Origin of the sequence: Micromonospora rifamycinica, assembly GCF_900090265.1 — a bacterium.
Classification (GTDB): domain Bacteria; phylum Actinomycetota; class Actinomycetes; order Mycobacteriales; family Micromonosporaceae; genus Micromonospora; species Micromonospora rifamycinica.
Genome location: NZ_LT607752.1, coordinates 3,645,189 through 3,663,117, shown reverse-complemented (window position 1 = coordinate 3,663,117; position 17,929 = coordinate 3,645,189). Strand labels below are relative to the sequence as shown.

12 protein-coding genes are annotated in these 17,929 nt (G+C 74.6%); 11 read left to right on the top strand and 1 reads right to left on the bottom strand.

Annotated elements, in window-relative coordinates:
* Nucleotides 1-56 precede the first annotated feature (56 nt).
* From GA0070623_RS14985 to GA0070623_RS14935, 11 genes are all read left to right on the top strand, one after another.
* Nucleotides 57-542 carry a phage tail protein gene (locus GA0070623_RS14985; protein ID WP_084261583.1) on the top strand — a complete coding sequence of 162 codons (486 nt, stop codon included), beginning with the start codon at nucleotides 57-59 and terminating at the stop codon, nucleotides 540-542.
* Nucleotides 542-1,672, top strand: a complete 1,131-nt coding sequence (locus tag GA0070623_RS14980; protein WP_067314497.1) for a phage tail protein — start codon at nucleotides 542-544, stop codon at nucleotides 1,670-1,672. The genes GA0070623_RS14985 and GA0070623_RS14980 overlap by 1 nt, the downstream gene beginning before the upstream one ends.
* 13 nt (nucleotides 1,673-1,685) lie before the next feature.
* Complete coding sequence (locus GA0070623_RS14975) at nucleotides 1,686-3,617, top strand: phage baseplate assembly protein V (protein WP_067314494.1); 1,932 nt, start codon at nucleotides 1,686-1,688, stop codon at nucleotides 3,615-3,617.
* Nucleotides 3,618-3,625: 8 nt separating this feature from the next.
* Nucleotides 3,626-4,054: a GPW/gp25 family protein gene (locus GA0070623_RS14970; RefSeq protein ID WP_084261582.1), complete on the top strand. Its 429-nt coding sequence runs from the start codon at nucleotides 3,626-3,628 to the stop codon at nucleotides 4,052-4,054.
* Nucleotides 4,054-5,994: a putative baseplate assembly protein gene (locus tag GA0070623_RS14965; protein WP_067314491.1), complete on the top strand. Its 1,941-nt coding sequence runs from the start codon at nucleotides 4,054-4,056 to the stop codon at nucleotides 5,992-5,994. The genes GA0070623_RS14970 and GA0070623_RS14965 overlap by 1 nt, the downstream gene beginning before the upstream one ends.
* Nucleotides 5,994-6,542, top strand: coding sequence for a phage tail protein (locus tag GA0070623_RS14960; RefSeq protein WP_067314489.1), 549 nt, complete (start codon nucleotides 5,994-5,996; stop codon nucleotides 6,540-6,542). The genes GA0070623_RS14965 and GA0070623_RS14960 overlap by 1 nt, the downstream gene beginning before the upstream one ends.
* A 1,039-nt stretch (nucleotides 6,543-7,581) precedes the next feature.
* Entirely contained in the window at nucleotides 7,582-8,748 is a 1,167-nt protein-coding gene (locus GA0070623_RS29995; RefSeq protein WP_157746975.1) for a zinc ribbon domain-containing protein, read from the top strand.
* 109 nt (nucleotides 8,749-8,857) lie between these two features.
* A complete protein-coding gene (locus GA0070623_RS14950; RefSeq protein WP_157517689.1) occupies nucleotides 8,858-10,282 on the top strand; it encodes a hypothetical protein in 1,425 nt (474 codons plus the stop codon).
* A gap of 14 nt (nucleotides 10,283-10,296) precedes the next feature.
* Entirely contained in the window at nucleotides 10,297-11,100 is an 804-nt protein-coding gene (locus tag GA0070623_RS14945; RefSeq protein WP_089004062.1) for a hypothetical protein, read from the top strand.
* A 121-nt stretch (nucleotides 11,101-11,221) separates the two neighbouring features.
* On the top strand, nucleotides 11,222-12,562 hold the full coding sequence (locus GA0070623_RS14940) for a hypothetical protein (RefSeq protein WP_067314250.1): 1,341 nt from the start codon (nucleotides 11,222-11,224) through the stop codon (nucleotides 12,560-12,562).
* An 11-nt stretch (nucleotides 12,563-12,573) separates the two neighbouring features.
* On the top strand, nucleotides 12,574-14,010 hold the full coding sequence (locus GA0070623_RS14935) for a hypothetical protein (RefSeq protein ID WP_157517644.1): 1,437 nt from the start codon (nucleotides 12,574-12,576) through the stop codon (nucleotides 14,008-14,010).
* Here GA0070623_RS14935 and GA0070623_RS14930 read toward each other — a convergent pair.
* Nucleotides 14,000-17,533, bottom strand: a complete 3,534-nt coding sequence (locus tag GA0070623_RS14930) for a BTAD domain-containing putative transcriptional regulator (RefSeq protein ID WP_067314246.1) — start codon at nucleotides 17,531-17,533, stop codon at nucleotides 14,000-14,002. The two genes, GA0070623_RS14935 and GA0070623_RS14930, sit on opposite strands and share 11 nt — an antisense overlap.
* Nucleotides 17,534-17,929 lie beyond the last annotated feature (396 nt).

Below are 17,929 nucleotides of genomic sequence, written 5' to 3'. Positions count from 1 at the left end.
GATGGCACCACCACCCGGATGCAGGGCCGGGACGAGGCGACGAGGAGGACGAAACGATGGCAGGCGGTCTTTCCACCGCGGCCCGCGTCATGGGCGGCTTCTTCGAGGTCACCGGCGTCAATCACCGGTACCTCGTGGTCATCGACGACGAGCGGTACAACCTCGGCTCCTGGTCCCGGGTCTCCGGGCTGGGGGTGACCTGGCAGGTCTGCGAGTACCGGGCCGGCGACAGCAACGACGTCTTCACCTACGTGGGTGAGCCGACCTACAGCCGGATCCGGCTCAGCCGGGCGGTCTGCTTCGACTCCCAGGTCGTCCAGGAGTGGCTCTGCCAGCAGGCCAACCGGTACCGCCCGCTCAGCGGCACGATCCAGCTCGTCGACAGCCTCGGCCTGAAGATCGTCGGCTGGGACCTGAAGCACTTCTTCCCGGTCGGCTGGTCGGTGTCGGAACTCGACCCGAGCCACAGTGGTGTCGCGGTGGAGACGCTGGAGCTGGCGCACACCGGTTTCCTGCACGACGACGTGAAGTTCTCGCTCTGATGGCGGCGATCTCCGCGGGGCAGCTCGGCGGGATGCTGGGCGACCCGAGCCAGACCGCGCAGGGTCTCGCCTCCGGCGGCCTGCTCCAGATGTTCCGGGACGGCCCCGGGGTCAAGCGGACCCTCAAGCTCGGCCTGGCGATGCGTTTCCAGGTGACCATCGGGGACGTCCCGATCGGCCTGTGGCGCTCCTGCCGGGGGCTGCGGGCCGACTTCCGGCCCGAGGTGGTCCGGGTGACCGGCGACTACGTCGGCCAGTACCACCTGCCCGGCGAGGTCAGCTACGCCCCGGTCGTGCTGGAACGGGCGGTGCACCGGGAGAGCTCGGCGCAGCTGCAACAGTGGCTGGTCGGGGTGCTGCGGTCGTGGCAGGACGGCACCGGCGACGACACCCGGACCACCGCCCGGATCACCCTGCTCGACGCCGACGGCGAGCCGGTCAACAGCTGGCTGCTCTACGGCGTACGACCGTCGTCGTGGACCGGCCCGGACCTCTCCTCGGACAGCAACCAGGTCGCGGTGGAGCGGCTGGAGCTGGTGCACGAGGGCTTCTTTCCCGACCTGCAGGCCAAGGCGGAGACGGCCAGCCTGTCGTCCCCGTCGCTCGGCCGGGTCACGTTCTCCTACAACCCGGCCAAGATGGGCATCACCCGCTCCTCCCGGGCCAGCCAGCTCGTCGGCCGGGGCCGGGGCGTGGAGCTGACCTCCGACACCGCGTTGCGGGTGATGGCCGGCGAGGTGCTGCTGGTCGGTGCCGGGGTGGCCCAGGACGTGCAGAAGCTGATCGCCTTCTCCGGCCCGCCGAGCGTCGACGAGCAGAGCCGCAGCGCGTCCGGCATCGAGCTGCCCCGGCTGACCTTCACCTGGGGGAAGCTGTCGATGGCGGTCAACCTGAGCACGCTCAACGTCAATCTGACCCGGTTCGACGGGGAGGGCCAGCCGGTACGGGCCCAGGCCGCCCTGGACCTGATCGTGATCGAGGGGGAGATCTTCCCGAAGCGCGGCGGTCCGGTGCCGACCCGGGCGGTGCGGACCGATCCGGCGCAGTGGCGTCAGCGGGCGGTGGCCAGCGGGTTGGACGACCCGATGCGGGCGCAGGCCCGGGGGGCTTCCACCGGGGCGCGGCGGTAGTGGGGGCCGGACGATGACCGCGATCGACCGGCACGGTCTGCTCTGGGGCACGGCGACCCTGCGCCCCCGGGTCACCGTGGGCACCGCCGGCCGGGCGCTGCCCACGGCCGCCGCCGACCAGCTGGTACGGGTGGTGGTGGACACCCAGGCCGCGCTGCCGGACATGTTCGAGCTGACCTTCGCCGACCTGGACGGCAGCGTGCTGCGCACGGCCGGGCTGGAGCTGGGCACCGCCGTACAGGTCTTCGGCCCGACCGGGGACGGCTCGGCCGAGCACCGGCTGATCAGTGGCGAGGTGACCGCCGTGGAGGGGCACTTCGTGGATCTCAGCGCCCACGTGGTGGTGCGCGGCTACACCCACGACCACCGGCTGCACCGGGTCCGGCGCACGCGCACCTTCCTCAACCAGTCGGATTCCGACATCGCCCGGCAGGTGGCGTCCGCCGCGAAGCTGTCGGTCGGCACGATCGACGCCACCACCGGCAGGCTGGCCCACCTGTCCCAGGTCGCGCAGACCGACTGGGAGTTCCTGACCGCCCGGGCCCGGGAGATCGGCTACGAGATCGGCGCCGACGGGGACCGGTTCCACTTCCGCCGGGCGGCCACCGCCCGGCGGGCCGGCAGTCCGCTGCCGTTGACCTTCCGGGGCAACCTGCGCCGTTTCCTGCCCCGGGTCAGCGCCGGCAACCTCGCCCCCGAGGTGGAGGTGCGGGCCTGGGATCCGGTCGCGGCGACGGCGGTGGCGAGCCGCACCGCGACCACCGCCGAGCAGGTGAGCCTGGCCGGCTGGACGCCGACCGGTGCCGCCGACACCTTCGTGCCCCGGGGCGCTCCGGCACCCGCGCGGGCCGGTAACAGCGCGGTCGGCGACGTGGGACCGGCACCCGGGCCGCGCGCGCACGTCCTGGTCGGCCGGGGCCTGCCCGTGCCCGGTCGGGCCGACGGCGCGGTCACCCAGGTCGCGAAGGGGCTCGCCGCCAGCCTCGGTGGCGGGTTCGCCGAGGCGGAGGGGGAGGCCCTGGGCGACGCCCGGCTGGTCGCCGGGAAGGCGGTCAAGGTCGACGGGGTGCCGGCACCGTTCGCCGGGACCTGGACGCTCAGCGCCGCCCGGCACGTCTTCGACGAGGCCGAGGAGGGCTACCGCACCGAGTTCACCGTCGGCGGCGCGGAGGACCGTTCGCTGCTCGGTCTGGCGAACGTCGGCGGTGCCGGTGGCGACCCGGGCGGGCCGGCCCGGATCGACGGCGTGGTCTGCGGGGTGGTCAGCAACGTGCGGGATCCGCAGAACCTGGGCCGGGTCACGTTGGCGCTGCCCTGGCTGTCGCCGGAGCACGAGACCGACTGGGCGCCGGTGGGGCAGCTCTTCGCCGGCCCGACCGGGGGTGCCTTCTTCGTGCCCGAGCCGGGTGACCAGGTGCTCGTCGCGTTCGAGTTCGGTGACGTACGCCGGCCGTACGTGCTCGGCTGCCTGCCCAGCCGGCACACCGGGTACGGCCTGGACGGCGGGCAGACGTCGTCGACGAAACCCGGCGCGAGCGGGGTGAAGTCGGTGGGGCAGACCGGTTCGGTGATCAGGCGTGGGCTGCTTTCGCCCGCCGGCAGCCGGTTGGTCTTCCACGACGAGGTGCCGCCGGGCGGCAAGGGCCAGCCCACCGCCGCCGACGTGGTGCTCGGCACCAAGGGCGACAAGCTCTCGCTGGCGATGGACCAGGTGGCCGGCACGGTGACCCTGCGCTGCGCCCCCGACAAGCCCGGCAAGCTGATCATCGAGTGCACCGGGCAGACCGCCGTCGAGATCAAGGCGGGGCCGAGTGGCAGCCTCACCCTCGACGGCGGCGCCAGCCTGAAGCTCAAGGGCAAGACGGTCGACATCAGCGGTACGCAGGTCAACATCAGCGGCACCGCGTCGACCGCCATCAAGGGCAAACCCATCCAGCTCAACTGAGGAGTGCCATGCAGGCCGACGTCATCGGCACCGGGTGTGCCTTTCCGCTGCGGGTCCAGCCCAACGGCCGGCTCGCCATGATCAGTGGTACCGCTCTCCTGGAGCAGGCGATGTGCGTGATCCTGGCGACCTACCCGGGTGAGCGCCCGATGCGGCCGGAGTTCGGCTCCCGGCTGCGGGACTTCGTCTTCGAGCCGGTCACCGGGCAGACCCGCCGGGCGGTGGCGGTGGAGGTGCGTGCCGCGCTGGAGCGTTGGGAGACCCGGGCCGAGATCGACGACGTCACCGTCACCGAGGACCCGACCGGCGGCGACGGCCTGCTGCACATCGAGGTCCGCTACCGGGTACGCGACACCGACGAGCCCGGCGTTCTCGGGCTCAACCTGCAGACCCTCCCCGGTGACCGGGAACTGACCGGGACGGGGGTGCTCGGCTGATGGCACTGCCCGCCCCCGACCTCGACGACCGTGGCTTCGACGAGCTGGTCGGTGACGCCCGCCGGTTGATCGCCGACCGCTGCCCGGAGTGGACGGACCTGCACCCGGCCGATCCGGGGATCACCCTGATCGAGACCTTCGCGTCCCTGACCGACCAGCTCATCTACCGGCTCAACCGGGTGCCCGACCGGCTCTACGTGAAGTTCCTGGAGCTGATCGGGGTACGCCTGGTGCCACCCACGGCCGCCCGGACCACCCTGACCTTCTGGCTGTCCACGCCGGCCCGCGCCACCCAGGTCGTCCCGGCGGGAACCCGGGCGGTGACCGTCGCCGACGGCGGGGATCCCCTGGTCTTCGCCACCCTCGCCGATCTCGCCGTGCCGCCGTGCGCGCTGACCCAGCTCCGGGTCCGGACCGCCGACGGGAGCACCGACCAGACCGGCGCGCTGGAGCTGGGCGGCCCGGTGGCGGCGTTCTCCCCGGTGCCGCAGCCCGGCGACGAGCTGCTGATCGGGCTGGACCGTCCGGTCGGCGGCTGTGCGGTGCGGCTGGAGTTCGAGGGACGGGTCGACGGTGTCGGGGTCAACCCGCTGCACCCGCCGCTGCGCTGGGAGGCGCGCGGCGTCGACGGCTGGCTGGAGTGCGAGGTCGGCCTGGACGAGACCGGCGCGCTGAACCGGCCCGGGGCGATCCTGCTGCACGTGCCCGACGGCCACCAGGCCACCCTGGTCGACGGGGTGCTGGCCGGCTGGCTGCGGGCCCGGGTGGTGGCCCCGGAGGAGGGGCAGCCCGGCTACAGCGCCTCACCGGTGCTGCTCGGACTGGCCGCCAACACCGTCGGCGGCACCACCGAGGCGGTGCACGCCGACCTGGTGGACGACGAGGAGATCGGCGACTCCGAGGGGGTGCCGGGTCAGCGGTTCACGCTGACCCGCCGGCCGGTGCTGGTCGGCTTCGGCGACCCGGTGCTGGAGGTCAGTTCCGACGACGGCTGGCAGCGGTGGTCGCCGGTCGAGCACTTCGCCGGCAGCGGCCCCGACGACCGGCACTTCCTGCTCGACGGGGTGGCCGGTGAGGTGGTCTTCGGTCCGGCCGTCCGGCAACCCGACGGCACCCTGCGCCGCTACGGCGCGGTGCCGCCCCGGGGCGGCCGGCTGCGGCTGCGGCGGTACGCGGTCGGCGGCGGTAGCCGGGGCAACGTGGGCATCGGAGCGGTGACCGCCCTGCGGACCTCGATCCCGTACGTGGCCGGGGTGGAGAACCGCCGCCCGGCCAGTGGCGGGGTGGACGGCGAGACCCTGGACGAGGCCCGCCGCCGTGGCCCGCTGACCCTGCGTAGCCGCAGTCGCGCGGTGACCGCCGAGGACCACGAGGTGCTCGCCCGGGAGGCCGCCCCGGAACTGGCCCGGGTCCGCTGCGTGCCGAGCAACGGTGACGGGCCGCCGGTGGCCCGGATCCTGGTGGTGCCGGCGGCACCCGCCGAGGAGGGACGGTTGCGGCTGGAGGACCTGATCCCGGCGGAGTCGAGCCTCGCCCGGGTGGCCGAGCGGCTGGACGCCACGCGGCTGGTCGGCACCCGGGTGGTCGTCGAGCCGCCCCGCTACCGGGGGGTGACCGTGGTGGCCCGGGTGGTCGCCCGGCCGCGGGTGGTCGTCGAGCGGGTCCGGGCCGAGGGCCTGGCCGCCCTGTACGGCTTCCTCAGCCCGCTGGTCGGCGGTGGTCCGGACGGCCGGGGCTGGCCGTTCGGGCGTCCGGTGCAGGCCGGTGAACTCTTCGCCGTGTTGCAGCGGGTGCGGGGGGTGGAGCTGGTGGAGGACCTGCGGCTGTTCACCGCCAACCCGGTGACCGGCGAGCGGGGCACCGAGGCCGGCCGGATCGACCTGGAACCGGACAGCCTGGTCTTCTCCTTCGACCACCAGCTCCGGGTGGAGGAGAACTGATGCGCGGCCCGGTCGACGTGGCGATGCCGTACCCGATCGCCGGTTTCCTGCCCGCCCTGTTGCAGGAGGACGACCTGCTGGTGCGCTGGACCGAGGGGCTGGACCAGGTGCTCGCGCCGGTGGTGTCCACGCTGGACTGCCTCGACGCGTACCTGGATCCGTGGTTGGCCCCGCCGGATTTCCTGCTCTGGCTCGGTGACTGGGTGGGCGCCCACCTCGACGAGAACTGGCCGGTCGAGCGGCAGCGCGCGATGGTGGCCGGCGCGGTCGACGCGCACCGGCTGCGCGGGACGGTCGCCGGGCTGCGGACCGCCCTGGAGCTGGCCACCGGCGGCGAGGTGGAGGTCCTCGACTCGACCGGGGTCTCCTGGTCCACCCGCCCGGAGCCGCTGCCGGCCGCACTGCCGCCGGCCCGGGTGCACGTGCGCGTGTGGGTGGCCGAGCCCGGGTCGGTCGCCGTGCACGCCCTCGACGAGCTGTGCCGCGCGGTCGTACCGGCGCACGTGACGACGACCCTGGAGGTGCTCCACCGTGATCATCTGTCGTGAGTGTGGGAACCACAACGGTGACGCGGACACCTTCTGCGGGTCCTGCGGCAGTTTCCTGGAGTGGACCGGCGAGAAGACCACGCCGAAGATCCCGGTCGAGACGGTCCAGGAGGCGGAGCGGGAGTTCCGGCAGAAGCCGAGCCTCCTGCAACGCATCGCCGGGGTGATCGCGCCGGCTCCGGGCGGGTCTCCGGTGAACGAGGGTGTGGTGCGGGTCGGTGACGGGACCGGACGCGGGTCCGGACCGGGCGGCCCGCTCGGCGGCCCGCCGGGGGTCCGCCCGGGTCCGCCGGGGCTGGGTCCGCCGGGGGTGCGCCCCGGTCCGCCGGGGCTGGGTCCGCCCGGGGTACGGCCGGGTCCGCCGGGGCTGGGTCCGTCCGGTCCCGTGCCACCCGGTGCCCGGCCCGGCCCGCCCGGGGTACGCCCCGGTCCGCCGGGGCTGAGCCCGCCGGCCGGGCGTCCGGGTCCGCCCGGCCTGGGTCCGTCCGGTCCCGTGCCGCCCGGTGTGCGTCCCGGCCCGCCCGGGACGGCTCCCGCGGGGAGCCGGTCGGGTCCGCCGGGGGTCGGCTCCGCGGGGGGCCGGTCGGGTCCGCCGGGGGTCGGCTCCGCGGGGGGCCGGTCGGGTCCGCCGGGGGTCGGCTCCGCAGGGGGCCGGCCCGCGTCCGCGGCACCGCGCCCGCCGGGGGCGCGTCCCGGCCCGCCCGGGCTGCCCGGTGACCTGCCGGCGGGTGGGTCCGCCGGTGCCGGGGGTCCGGTCGCGGCGGCCGGCGCTCCGGCGGTCGCGGCGCCGCCGCGCCGGCTGCCACCGCCGCCGCCGGGAGTGCCGGCGGCCCGGCTGCCGGACCGGGCGGCCCGCACCGGTCCGCCCGCGTCCGGTCAGCCTGCGTCCGGTCCGCCGGGGGAGCGGGTCGTTCCGCCCGCCCGGCCGACAGCCGACGGGCCGGGCGACAGCGACACCCCGGCCGACGAGGCGTCGTCGACCCACGACCTCCCGGCCGCCGGAGCATCGTCGCCAGCGGACGGCACTCCGGTCGGCGACGTGTCGTCGGCGCGGGGCGGCACCCCGGCCGGTGCGCCGGAGGCCGCCTCGACCGGGGCCGTGGTGCCGTCGCGCCGGCTGCCGCCACCGCCACCGGGGGTGGTCGGTGCCACCTTGCCGGCCGCGCCGCGCAAGCCGGTGGCCCCGTCCGCGTCGCCCCGCCGCGACACCCGCGCCGCGCCGTACACCAGTGCCCTGGTCGCCCCCGACGGCGCGGCCGACCCGGTGCTGCCCGGGGCACCGATCACCGGCGGCCGGGCCGGTGCCCGGCCCGGGGCCGGCACCGCGGCGACCGCCACGCCCGAGGAGGTCAGTCCACAGGCGGTACGGCCCCGGGTGGCCACCGTCGGCAACCGGGCACCCACCCGGCGGCGGCAACCCGGTGACCTCATCTGCGGCGAGTGCGGCGAGGGCAACGCGCCGACCCGGCGGTTCTGCAGTCGCTGCGGGGACTCGCTGCGGAGCGCCGAGGTGGTCCGGCGACGCTGGTGGCAGCGCCTGCTGCCGCGACGTGGCCCCCGGGTCACCGCCGCCGGTGCCCGCCCCGGTACGCCCGGCGGCGGGCGGCCGGGTGGGGTGGGTGGCGTGTTGCACTCCATCTACCAGCGGTCGAACGCGGTCGCCGCGGTGCTGCTCTTCGCGATCGGGGTGGCGTACCTGATCTATCCGCCGCTGCGGGAGCGGATCAACGGGGCGGTCTCCGGGCCGGTGACCGGGGCGCGGGACTGGGTGGACCGGAAGATCAACCCACGGTTCGTGGCGGTCCGCCCGGTGCAGGTGACCGGCGGGGCCTCGGTGCGCGACCACGGGCCGGAGCTCAGTGTCGACCAGTACCGCAACACGCACTGGCAGGTGCGCTGGGACAGGGAGAAGCCGCCGACCGTCACCCTGCGCTTCGCGGCCGAGGTCGACCTCGAACGGCTGATCGTGACCGCCGGCACGGCCGAGGACTACACCGCGACCCACCGGCCGATGACCCTGCACCTGGTCTACTCCACCAACCGCTCGGACACCCTGACCGTCGAGGACACCGGCGAGCCGCAGACGCTCACCCTCGACGGGGCCGACGGGGTCACCAGCGTGCAGATCCAGGTCACCGACGTGCACCGGGCCGAGAAGGGCACCGACGTGGCGGTCAGCGAGTTCGAGTTCTTCGCCCGGGAGTGAGCGGCGTCGGGCGGCACGTCACGCCGGGGCGCGGCATCCCGGCGCAACACCGCAACAACCACCACCGTCGGTCAACGGGTCGACGGTCAGCCACGTCGGAGGTGCATCCGTGTCAGAAGTCGCCGTCGCCTTGAACACCACCGCGAACCTGATCGGGTTCGCGCAGGGTCAGGTCAAGGGGTTGACAGACGGGGTATTCCAGGTCAGCGGGTTCAGCAACGCCGGTTTCCTGCCGGAGGTGCCGCTGAACCAGTTGATCGCACCGGTGCCGATCGCCCGGAGCCAGCTCGTCATGGTCCGGGGCAGTCAGTCCCGGCAGCACGTCTACTGGCTGCGTTACCTGCGCCGGGGCATCGGGATCACGGACAAGAAGCGGGTCTGCGTGGAGCTGCTGGTGCGGTTCACCACCTTCGACTACGTGCCGCGGGAGGGTGATGACGGCCCGACCGACCAGGAGTCGGCGGTCCTGCGCGGCTATCCGTGCTGGGGGATCACCGACCTGAGCGTGTCGCTGATGGCGACCGGACGGGGGCGGAACCCGTTCAACAAGTTCAACGAGTCCGGCAGCCTGACCTTCGACGTGGCCGCCGCCAACGACGGCATGCCGCACCTGCGGATCAACTACCGGGTGCAGCACCAGGCCAAGAACGTGTTCGGTGCGCCGCTCGGGCTGAGCCACAACGACGTCGGCGCGTTCCTGGTGCACAGCAACGGCAGCTTCGAGATCGACCCCGGTGAAGGGCGTACCGACAAGCACTTCCGGATCACCCCGCTCAGCGGCAGCGTGCACCAGCGCCCGACCCGGGTCGTGCCGGTGGCCCAGGACGGCCGGACGGCCACGACCACCGTGCTCAACGCGCAACGGATCGAGCTGGGTGGGATCGACCACGGTGGCCGGATGCTCGACCCGCACGAGCACAAGGGGATGAAGGTGATCGGCTTCGACCGGATGGACGGCCCGAACACCGTCACCGTCCGCAACGACGGTCAACAGCCGGTGGTCGCCTCGGCCGCCGAGGAGGACGGGTACGAGGCGGCGCTGCGGCTGGAGTACGTCCGCGACGGTGCCGTGCTGGGCCGGAAGGTCCGCACCAAGATCAGGGCGCTGCTGCTGCTGCGGTTCACCCTGGTGCCCTACCTGACCGCGCCGGACGACCAGGGCAACCGGCAGATCGTCTACCACAACGGGGTGCGGTACACCGCCTTCCGGAACGTCTCCCTGCGGGTGCTGGAGGTGGGGCGCGGCGAGGCGGCGGTGGTCGGGGAGAAGGGCGAGCGGTACGACGTCGACGCGGTGAAGAACCGGCACCACGAGGAGTCGACGCTCTTCTTCGGGCCGTACGTCGAGGAGGTCCAGGGGCAGGTCGGCGTGCAGCTCAGGATCGACTGGGCCGCCGAACACGCCGGTGCCGACGTGCGGTCCCGCAGCCACCACAACAAGGGGCAGTTCCGGCTCGGGGTCAACCAGTCCGGCAGCCCGGTGCTGCGCCTGCTGGACGCCGACAGCAACAAGTACTTCACCGTCACGGGCTGAGCGGGGGATCCACGATGAACTACCCAGAGGTTTTCGACACCACCGGCCCGGCCGGCCTCGACGACGCGTACGCCTATCTGAGCTGGGCGGCGGTCAGCGCGCACCACATCATCGCCGAGCAGCCGCAGACCGGCTGGGAGCTGCTGCCCGACCTGCTCGGACAGGGGTGGGGCGATCCGGACTGGTACCAGCGCAACGAGTGGCTGGCCGACTTCTACGCCACCGTCTACCAGCGGGCCGGCTCCCTCGAACCGGTGGAGATCTTCGCTGTCGACGAGATGGGTGAGCCGGCGGCGGAGATGGCCCGGTTGATCGACTCGGTGACGCAGGCGTGGGCCGCCGCGGCGTACCAGGCGGCCCAACACGACGAGCCGGCCTACGACGGGCAGGCGTACGACGGGCAGGGCTACGACGGGCAGGCCTACGACGGGCAGGGCTACGACGGCCAGGCGTACGACGGGCAGGGCTACGACGGGCAGGCGTACGACGGCCAGGTCTACGGCGAGCAGGGCTACGAGGGGCAGGCCTACGACCAGCAGGCCTACGACGGCCGGGCCTACGACCAGCAGGCCTACGACGGGTCGGGGCAGGACGGGTCGGCGTACCCCGGGGAGCAGCCCGGGCAGCACCCGGACGGGCCGGTCGAACCGGCACCGGAGCCGCTGACCGACCTCGACCCGGACGCCGCCCGCGCGGTCCTGGACCGGGTGCTGGACGACGAGGTGGACGACCTCTCCGAGGCCGACCAGCGCATCCTGGCCACGGTGCTGACGGTGGAGGAGTTCCAGTACCTGGCCCGCGAGTACAAACTCGTGTGATCCGCCGGGGTCGGGCCGGGGCCGCTCCCCGGCCACCGGCCCGACATCCGCCGCACCCGATGGACTCACCGGGCACCGCCGCGCCCGGTGGGCCGTCCGGCCGAACAAGGGATCACGCGTCGTGACCAGCATCGAGTACGAGCCGGAGGAGTTGTCCGGCAACCGGTTCACCGTGACCGGCTTCCGGGACGCCGGCCTGCCGGTCGGGGAGATCCTCGCCGAGGAGCTGTGGCCGGACGGCCAGGACGGCGCGGTGTGGCTGGACCGGGGCACCCGGACCCACCGGCACTGTTACTGGCTGCGGTACCACTACCGGGGACCGGGGCACCGGAAGCTGGTCGCGGTGGAGCTGCTGATCCGGTTCAGCACCTTTCCCTACCAGGCCCGCCCCCGGGTGGACCGGTACTCGCCCCGCTCGGCGCCGCCGGTGCTGGGCCTCTGGGGGATCGAGGACCTCAGCATCTCGCTGCGGTCCACCGGGGCCGGCGGCCGGAACCCGTTCAACAAGTTCAACGACGCCGGTCACCTGGTCTTCGAGCCGAAGGTCGTGTTCACCCCCACCGGCACCGGTGCCGTGGTGCCGGCGATCCGGGTCGAGCACCGGGTACGGCACGTGGAGAATCCGCTGCTCGGAGCCGCGATGGCCCCGGGGTACGAGGAGACCGGGGCGCTGACGGTGCACAGCGACGGCGGGGTCACCCTGGAACCGGGGTCCGGCACGCCCGGGTGCTCGTCGTGGCGGCTCGTCCCGGTCAGCGGCACGGTGCACGGACGGCCGATGGTCGGGGCCGACCCACCGCCCGGGCGTAGCCTCACCGTCTACCAGGCGACCGACGTCTCGGTCCCGCCGCCGGTCACCGCCCTTCGGGTGTCGACCGGCCGGGCCCGCCGGGGGGCGGTCGAGGTGCAGGGCTTCGAGCGGATGGCCGGCCCCGACCAGATCGAGGTCTGGCACACCGGCCACCCCCGCTGGTACCGGGCGTCGATGGGCGGCGACACCCGCGACGACGGCATGATCGTGGAGTACGCCCGGCCCGGTGACCGGGGCGACGGACCCCGGGCCGGCCGGGTCCGGGCCCGACTGGCGTTGCGCCTGCTCACCTGCTCGTACCTGATCGACATGAACGAGTTCGCCGACGCGGTGGTCTTCCACCACGGTCGTCGGCACCCCGGCTTCGTCGACGTGTCGCTGCGCCCCCTGCCCGACGACGCCGACCCCGATCCGGCCGGTGCCGCCGCGCCGGTCGGCTCACGGCTACGGTTCGTCCCCGAGTGGTACGACGGGACGGCCGACGACGTGCCGGGCCTGCTGGTCCGCTGGTCCGAGGAGGCGGTGGACCCGGCCGCCGGCCCCGCCGTGCCGGTCGGCGGGTCGTTCCTGATCACCGTGGACGCCTCCGGCGGGCCGGTGGTCCGGCTCGGCGACGAGCAGACCTACCAGCACCTGACCGTGACGAGCTGAGGGGGCGCACCGTGCCGAGTCGGATGCGGCTGGTCGGCTACCGACCCGATCAGCCGGTGGGCGACCCCTTCACGGTGACCGGATTCAGCGGTGCCGGCTTCCCGGAGCAGGCGACGCTGCGGGAGCTGGTCACCCCGGCGCAGCCCTACCTGGCCGGTGCCGGCATGGTCCGCGGTGACCAGCAACGGCAGCACTCCTACTGGCTGCGCTACCTGCGTCGGCTGGGCGGCCCGACCGGTCCGAAACGGGTCTGCGTGGACCTGCTGGTCCGGTTCACCACCTTCGACTACGTGGTGGCCGACATCGGGCCGGGCCCGCTGCCCTCCCGGCAGCACGCGCTGGCGCGTTTCCCCTGCTGGGGGGTCACCGACCTGAGCGTGTCGCCGCACGCCGTCGGCGGCGGCCGTAACCCGTTCAACAAGTTCAACGAGGTGGGCGCGCTGGTCTTCAGCGCCCGGCTGGAGACCGGCCACGGGACGGTGCCGGCGGTCCGGATCGGCTACCGGGTGCACCACGAGCCGACCGTGGTCGACGGTGTCCTGCTGACCCCGGCCCACGACGAGGTGGGCTCGTTCCTGGTGCACAGCGACGGGCTCTTCGAGGCGGCCGACCAGTCGCTGGCGACCCGTACCCACTTTCTCGTCACCCCGGTCAACGCCGGCGTGCACGACCGGCCGTGGGTGCCGCCGCACGCCGCCCGCCGGCCCGGCGGCACCCGCCCGGCGTGGCACGCGACCGGGCTCGCCGCCCCCCCGACCGCCCCGGCCGGCGTGCGACTCACGCCGTACACCGACGACACCGCCGTGGTGACCGGCTTCCAGGGGCTGGACGGTCCGGAGACCCTCGCGGTACGCGACGCCGCCGGTCGGGCGCGGACGGCGATGCTGGACGCGGTGGCCCCGGAGCCCGGCGCGTTGCTGCTGACCTACCAGGCGGGGTACGCCGACCCGGGCCGGGCCGGCCCGGTCCGGCTGCTGCTGGGCCTCCGGTTCGCCGTGCACCGGTACCTGGTCGCCCCGGCCGGCGTCGAGCGCGGTGGCGTCGAGCGACCCCCCGAGGACGGCGACGTCGACGTCGACGCCTACTACGGCGACGACCCGACGACCAACCGGGAGGCGTGGCCGGTGCTGTGGCACCGGGGGCGGCGGCACCCCGGCCTACGGCAGGTCGCGCTCCTGGTGGCGGGAGCCGACGGCGGGCCGGGCCGGGGCGGCCCCGACCCGGTGCGCAACGGCACCGGCTCCCGGATCCGGCTGGCCCTCACCCCCGAGTGGGAGCCGGGCGACGACGACCACGCGCCGGAGCTGCGGGTCCGTTGGCGAGCGTCGCACTCCGACGACTCGTCCCCGGTCGAGGGCCGGTTGGCGTTCCGGGTGGACGAGGCGGGTCGGCCCACCCTGACCCCGCTGGACGAGGAGAGCCGCCGCCACTTCACCGTCACGGGTTGACCGGCAGCTCCTCGTCGACCACCGGCTGGACCCGCCGGGCCAGCTCGGCCGTCTCGCGCCGGTAGGTCGCCTGCTGGGCGCTGTCGATGCCGCCGGCCGGGCCGAGCGCGACGAGCAGTCGCAGCGCGCGGACCTGGCCGAGCAGGTGCCCGGTCTCCCGGTGGATCGCCAGCGCCTCCTCGGCGGTCCGGGCCGCGGTCATCGGGCCGGTGGCCTGCATCGCCTCGGCCGCGACCACCATGGCGTGCCCCTCCCAGACCCGGTAGCCGGCGGTCCGGGCCACCCGCCGGGCCTGCCGGGCCAGCGCCAGCGCCTCCACCGGGTCGCTGTCGCGGTACACCTCGGCCAGCCCGATCAGCGCCTCGACCTCCTCACCCCGGGCACCGCCGGCCCGGGCGAGTTCGAGCGCCCGCCGGTGTTCGGTGGTCGCGGCCGGATCGCCGTCGCGCAGGTGGATCGCGCCCAGCACGTTGCGGGCGGCAGCCTGCTGGGCGGTGTCGCCGATCAGCTCGGCGAGGGTCAGCGCCTCGGTGGCCAGCTCGGCCGCCGGCCCCAGCTCCCCGCTCTGTACGCGCAGCGCCGCCAGCCGGCGCAGGCTCTCGGTCTCGGTCGGCCGGTAGCCGGTCCGCCGGCTCAGCTCCAGCGCCTCCCGCAGGTGGTCGAGCGCCTCGCCGTGCCGGCCGAGGGCGTGCTGCACCTCGCCCAGGTTGCTCAGGCTGATCCCGGCGCTCATCCACATGCCGGTGCTGCGGGTCAGCGCCAGGGCCTGCCGGAAGACCTCGGCAGCCTCGTGGAGCCGGCCCATGTCGCGGTAGATGACGCCGAGGTTGCCGAGGCTGGTGCTGAGCCGTTCGGGGCCGCCCAGGCGTTCGTGGATGCTCACCGCCAGCCGGGTCAGCTCCGCCCCCTCGGCGAGCCGACCGGCCCGCAGGTGCACCAGCCCGCAGGTGCCGTACGCCGCCGCCAGGCCCTCCGGCCAGGCCGCCCGGTGCGCCGCGTCGATCATCGCGGTGGCGTGGGACAGGCCCACCTCGTACTCGCCGCGGCGCAGGTGCAGGCTGGCCAGCCCGAGCCGGCTGGCGGCCTCGCCGGCATGGTCGCCGGCCTGCTGGGCGGCGCGCAGCGCACTGGCCGCGGCGACCAGTCCGTCGCTGTGCGGGCGGAACTGGTAGTAGCCGCGCAGCGCGTCCGGGATCCGCCAGGCGGCCGGGTCGGCGTCGTTCCCGGCGGCGTGCGCGATCACCCGCATCAGGTTGGGGTGCTCGTCCTCCAGCCAGGCCATCGCCTCGGCGGCGTCCCGGAACGGCGTCCCGGCGACCGGTCCGGCCCGGTCCGGTGGCAGCCGCACCAGGTGGGGGTAGACCGCGGCGGCCGCGGCGTCGGCCCGCTGCCGGTACCAGCCGTAGAGGCGTCCGGTGGCGGAGCGCAGTTCCGGTGCGGGGTCCTCCGCGGTGGCCCGCTCCAGGGCGTAGATCCGCAGCAGGTCGTGGAAGGCGTACCGGCCTGGGGTGACCTGCTGGACGAGGTGCGCGGCGGCGAGCCGGTCCAGCTCGCGCGTGGCGGCCGGCTCGTCGATCCCGGCCAGCGCGGCGGCGGCGGCCACCGTGACGTCCGTGCCCGGCGCGGTCCCCAGCAGCCGGAAGAGCCGGCGGGCCGGGGCGGGCAGCGCGGCGTACGACAGGTCGAAGGCGGCCCGCACGGCCGCCTGGTCGTCGCCCTCGATGCGCAGCCCGGCGAGCCGGTTGCCGGCGGTCAACCGGGCGGTGTGCACGCTGATCGACTGCTCGGGCTGGTCGATCAGGTTGGCGGCGGCGATCCGCAGGGCCAGGGGCAGCCGGGCACAGACCGTCGCCAGCTCGGTGATCTCGCCTGGGCGGGCCACCCGTCCGGTCGGGAGGATCCGGGTGAGCAGGGTGCTGGCCTCGGACGCGGTGAGCACGTCGAGGTCGATGCGTCGTGCGCCGTCGACCGCGACGAGCCCGCTGAGCCGGTCCCGGCTGGTGATCAGCGCCAGGCAGCCGGTGCTTCCCGGCAGCAGCGGGCGTACCTGGTCGGCGCTGGCGGCGTTGTCCAGCAGCACCAGCATCCGGCGACCGTCCAGCATGGTGCGTAGCAGCGCGGCGGCCTGCCCGGTGTCGACCGGCACCTGCTCGGCCGGTACGCCGAGCGCGTGCAGGAACCCGGCGAGGGCCTCCGCCGCGGGGACCGGGCTGGCCGCCGAGTAGCCGCGCAGGTTGACGTAGAGCTGCCCGTCCGGAAAGTGCCGGCGGACCCGGTGCGCCCAGTGCACCGCCAGGGCGGTCTTGCCGACCCCGGCCATTCCGGTGACGGCGGAGACGACCACCGGCCCGCCGTCCACCGTCGCCCTGGCCAGCAGCGTGTCGAGGGCGGCCAGCTGGGCGCTCCGCCCGGTGAAGTAGGCGACGTCGGCCGGCAACTGCGCCGGGAGCCGGTGCCGGGGTGGGCGGGGCGGCGGCACCTCGGCCCGGGGTGGTGCCGTCTCGGCGGGCGTCGGCCCGGTGCCGCCCGCCGGGCTGCCCGCGCGGGCGACCGCCCGGGGCAGGTCCTGGCGCAGGATGCGCAGCTGCGCCTCGCGCAGCTCCGGGCCGGGCTCCACGCCGAGTTGCTCGGCGAGCCGGTCCCGCAGCCGGCGGTGCAGCGTCAACGCGCGGGCCTGCTGGCCGCAGGCGGCCAGGGCGAGCATCAGCCGGGCGTGCACCTGTTCGTGCAGCGGTTCGTGGCGGGCCACCGCATGCAGCTCCCGGACCGCCCGCTCGGGCAGGCCCAGGTCGACGGCGAGCGTCGCGTAGGTGACGGCGGTGGCGATGCGCCGCCGGTTCAGGGCGGCGGCGACCGGGTGCTGGGTGAGGCTCGGCGCGGCGTCGGCCAGCACCGGCCCCCGCCACAGCGCCAATGCTCCGGCGAGCCGGTCCAGGCTCGGCAGGTCGCCCGCGACGCTGCCCTCGGCGCGTTCGATGGCGGTGGCGAACTGGCTCAGGTCGAGCTGGGAGGGGTCCACCCGGAGCCGGTACCCGCCGCCGACGTGGGTGATGGTGGTGGTGCCCCCGGGGCGGTCCAGTACCCGGCGCAGCCGGGCGACGTAGGTGTGGACGAGGTTGAGGCAGCTGTCCGGCGGGTCGTGACCCCAGAGCACGTCGACGATCTCATGGCGGGACACGATCGCGTCCGGGTGCAGGGCGAGCAGGCCGAGCAGCATCCGTTGGCGGTTGGAACCGAGCGCGACCGGTTCCGCCCCGACCTGGATCCGCAGCGGGCCGAGCACGTCGATCCGGAGGGTCTGCGGTGGCGTCGGGGCCGGTGGCGCGGGGCCCGGTGGCTTCCGTGGGGGCAGGCCGACGGCGTCGGCGATGCGTCGGAGGGACTCGGCCCGGGGGTTGCGCACCCGACCCTGCTCGATGTCACGCACCGCCCGGACACTGATCCCCGCCCGTTCGGCCAACTGCTCCTGGGTCAGTCCGGCATCCAGTCGTCGTCGTCGGATCTCACCGCCGCTGTCGGCCATCAACGGGCCTCCCTGTCATGGCTGCGCGTCCGTCCCACCAGCGCCGCCAGCACACGATTCTGCCGGTTGGCCGGTCGGATGACCATGATCTTCGACACTGAATCACCGGGTTCCATCCTGGCCAAACCTGCCGATCGGGCAGTGCTGGCCGCCCTGTGGGGCAACGGTTCTGCCGGTTCTGCCGGTGCTCCGCCGGCTCGCTTTCGAACATTCGTATATTTGGCCAGCTCAAAACGTTGTTGTGCGGCAAGGACATCGATGTGGTGGCGTCCAGTCGGCCTCCAGTGCGCGGCCGGCCGCCCTCTCTACCGTGGACGACGGACACCGCCACCACCCGCTGGCCGGTGTCCACTCGGCGAAGCGACTCCCACCCGGTCACGGAACCGTTCGGCACCG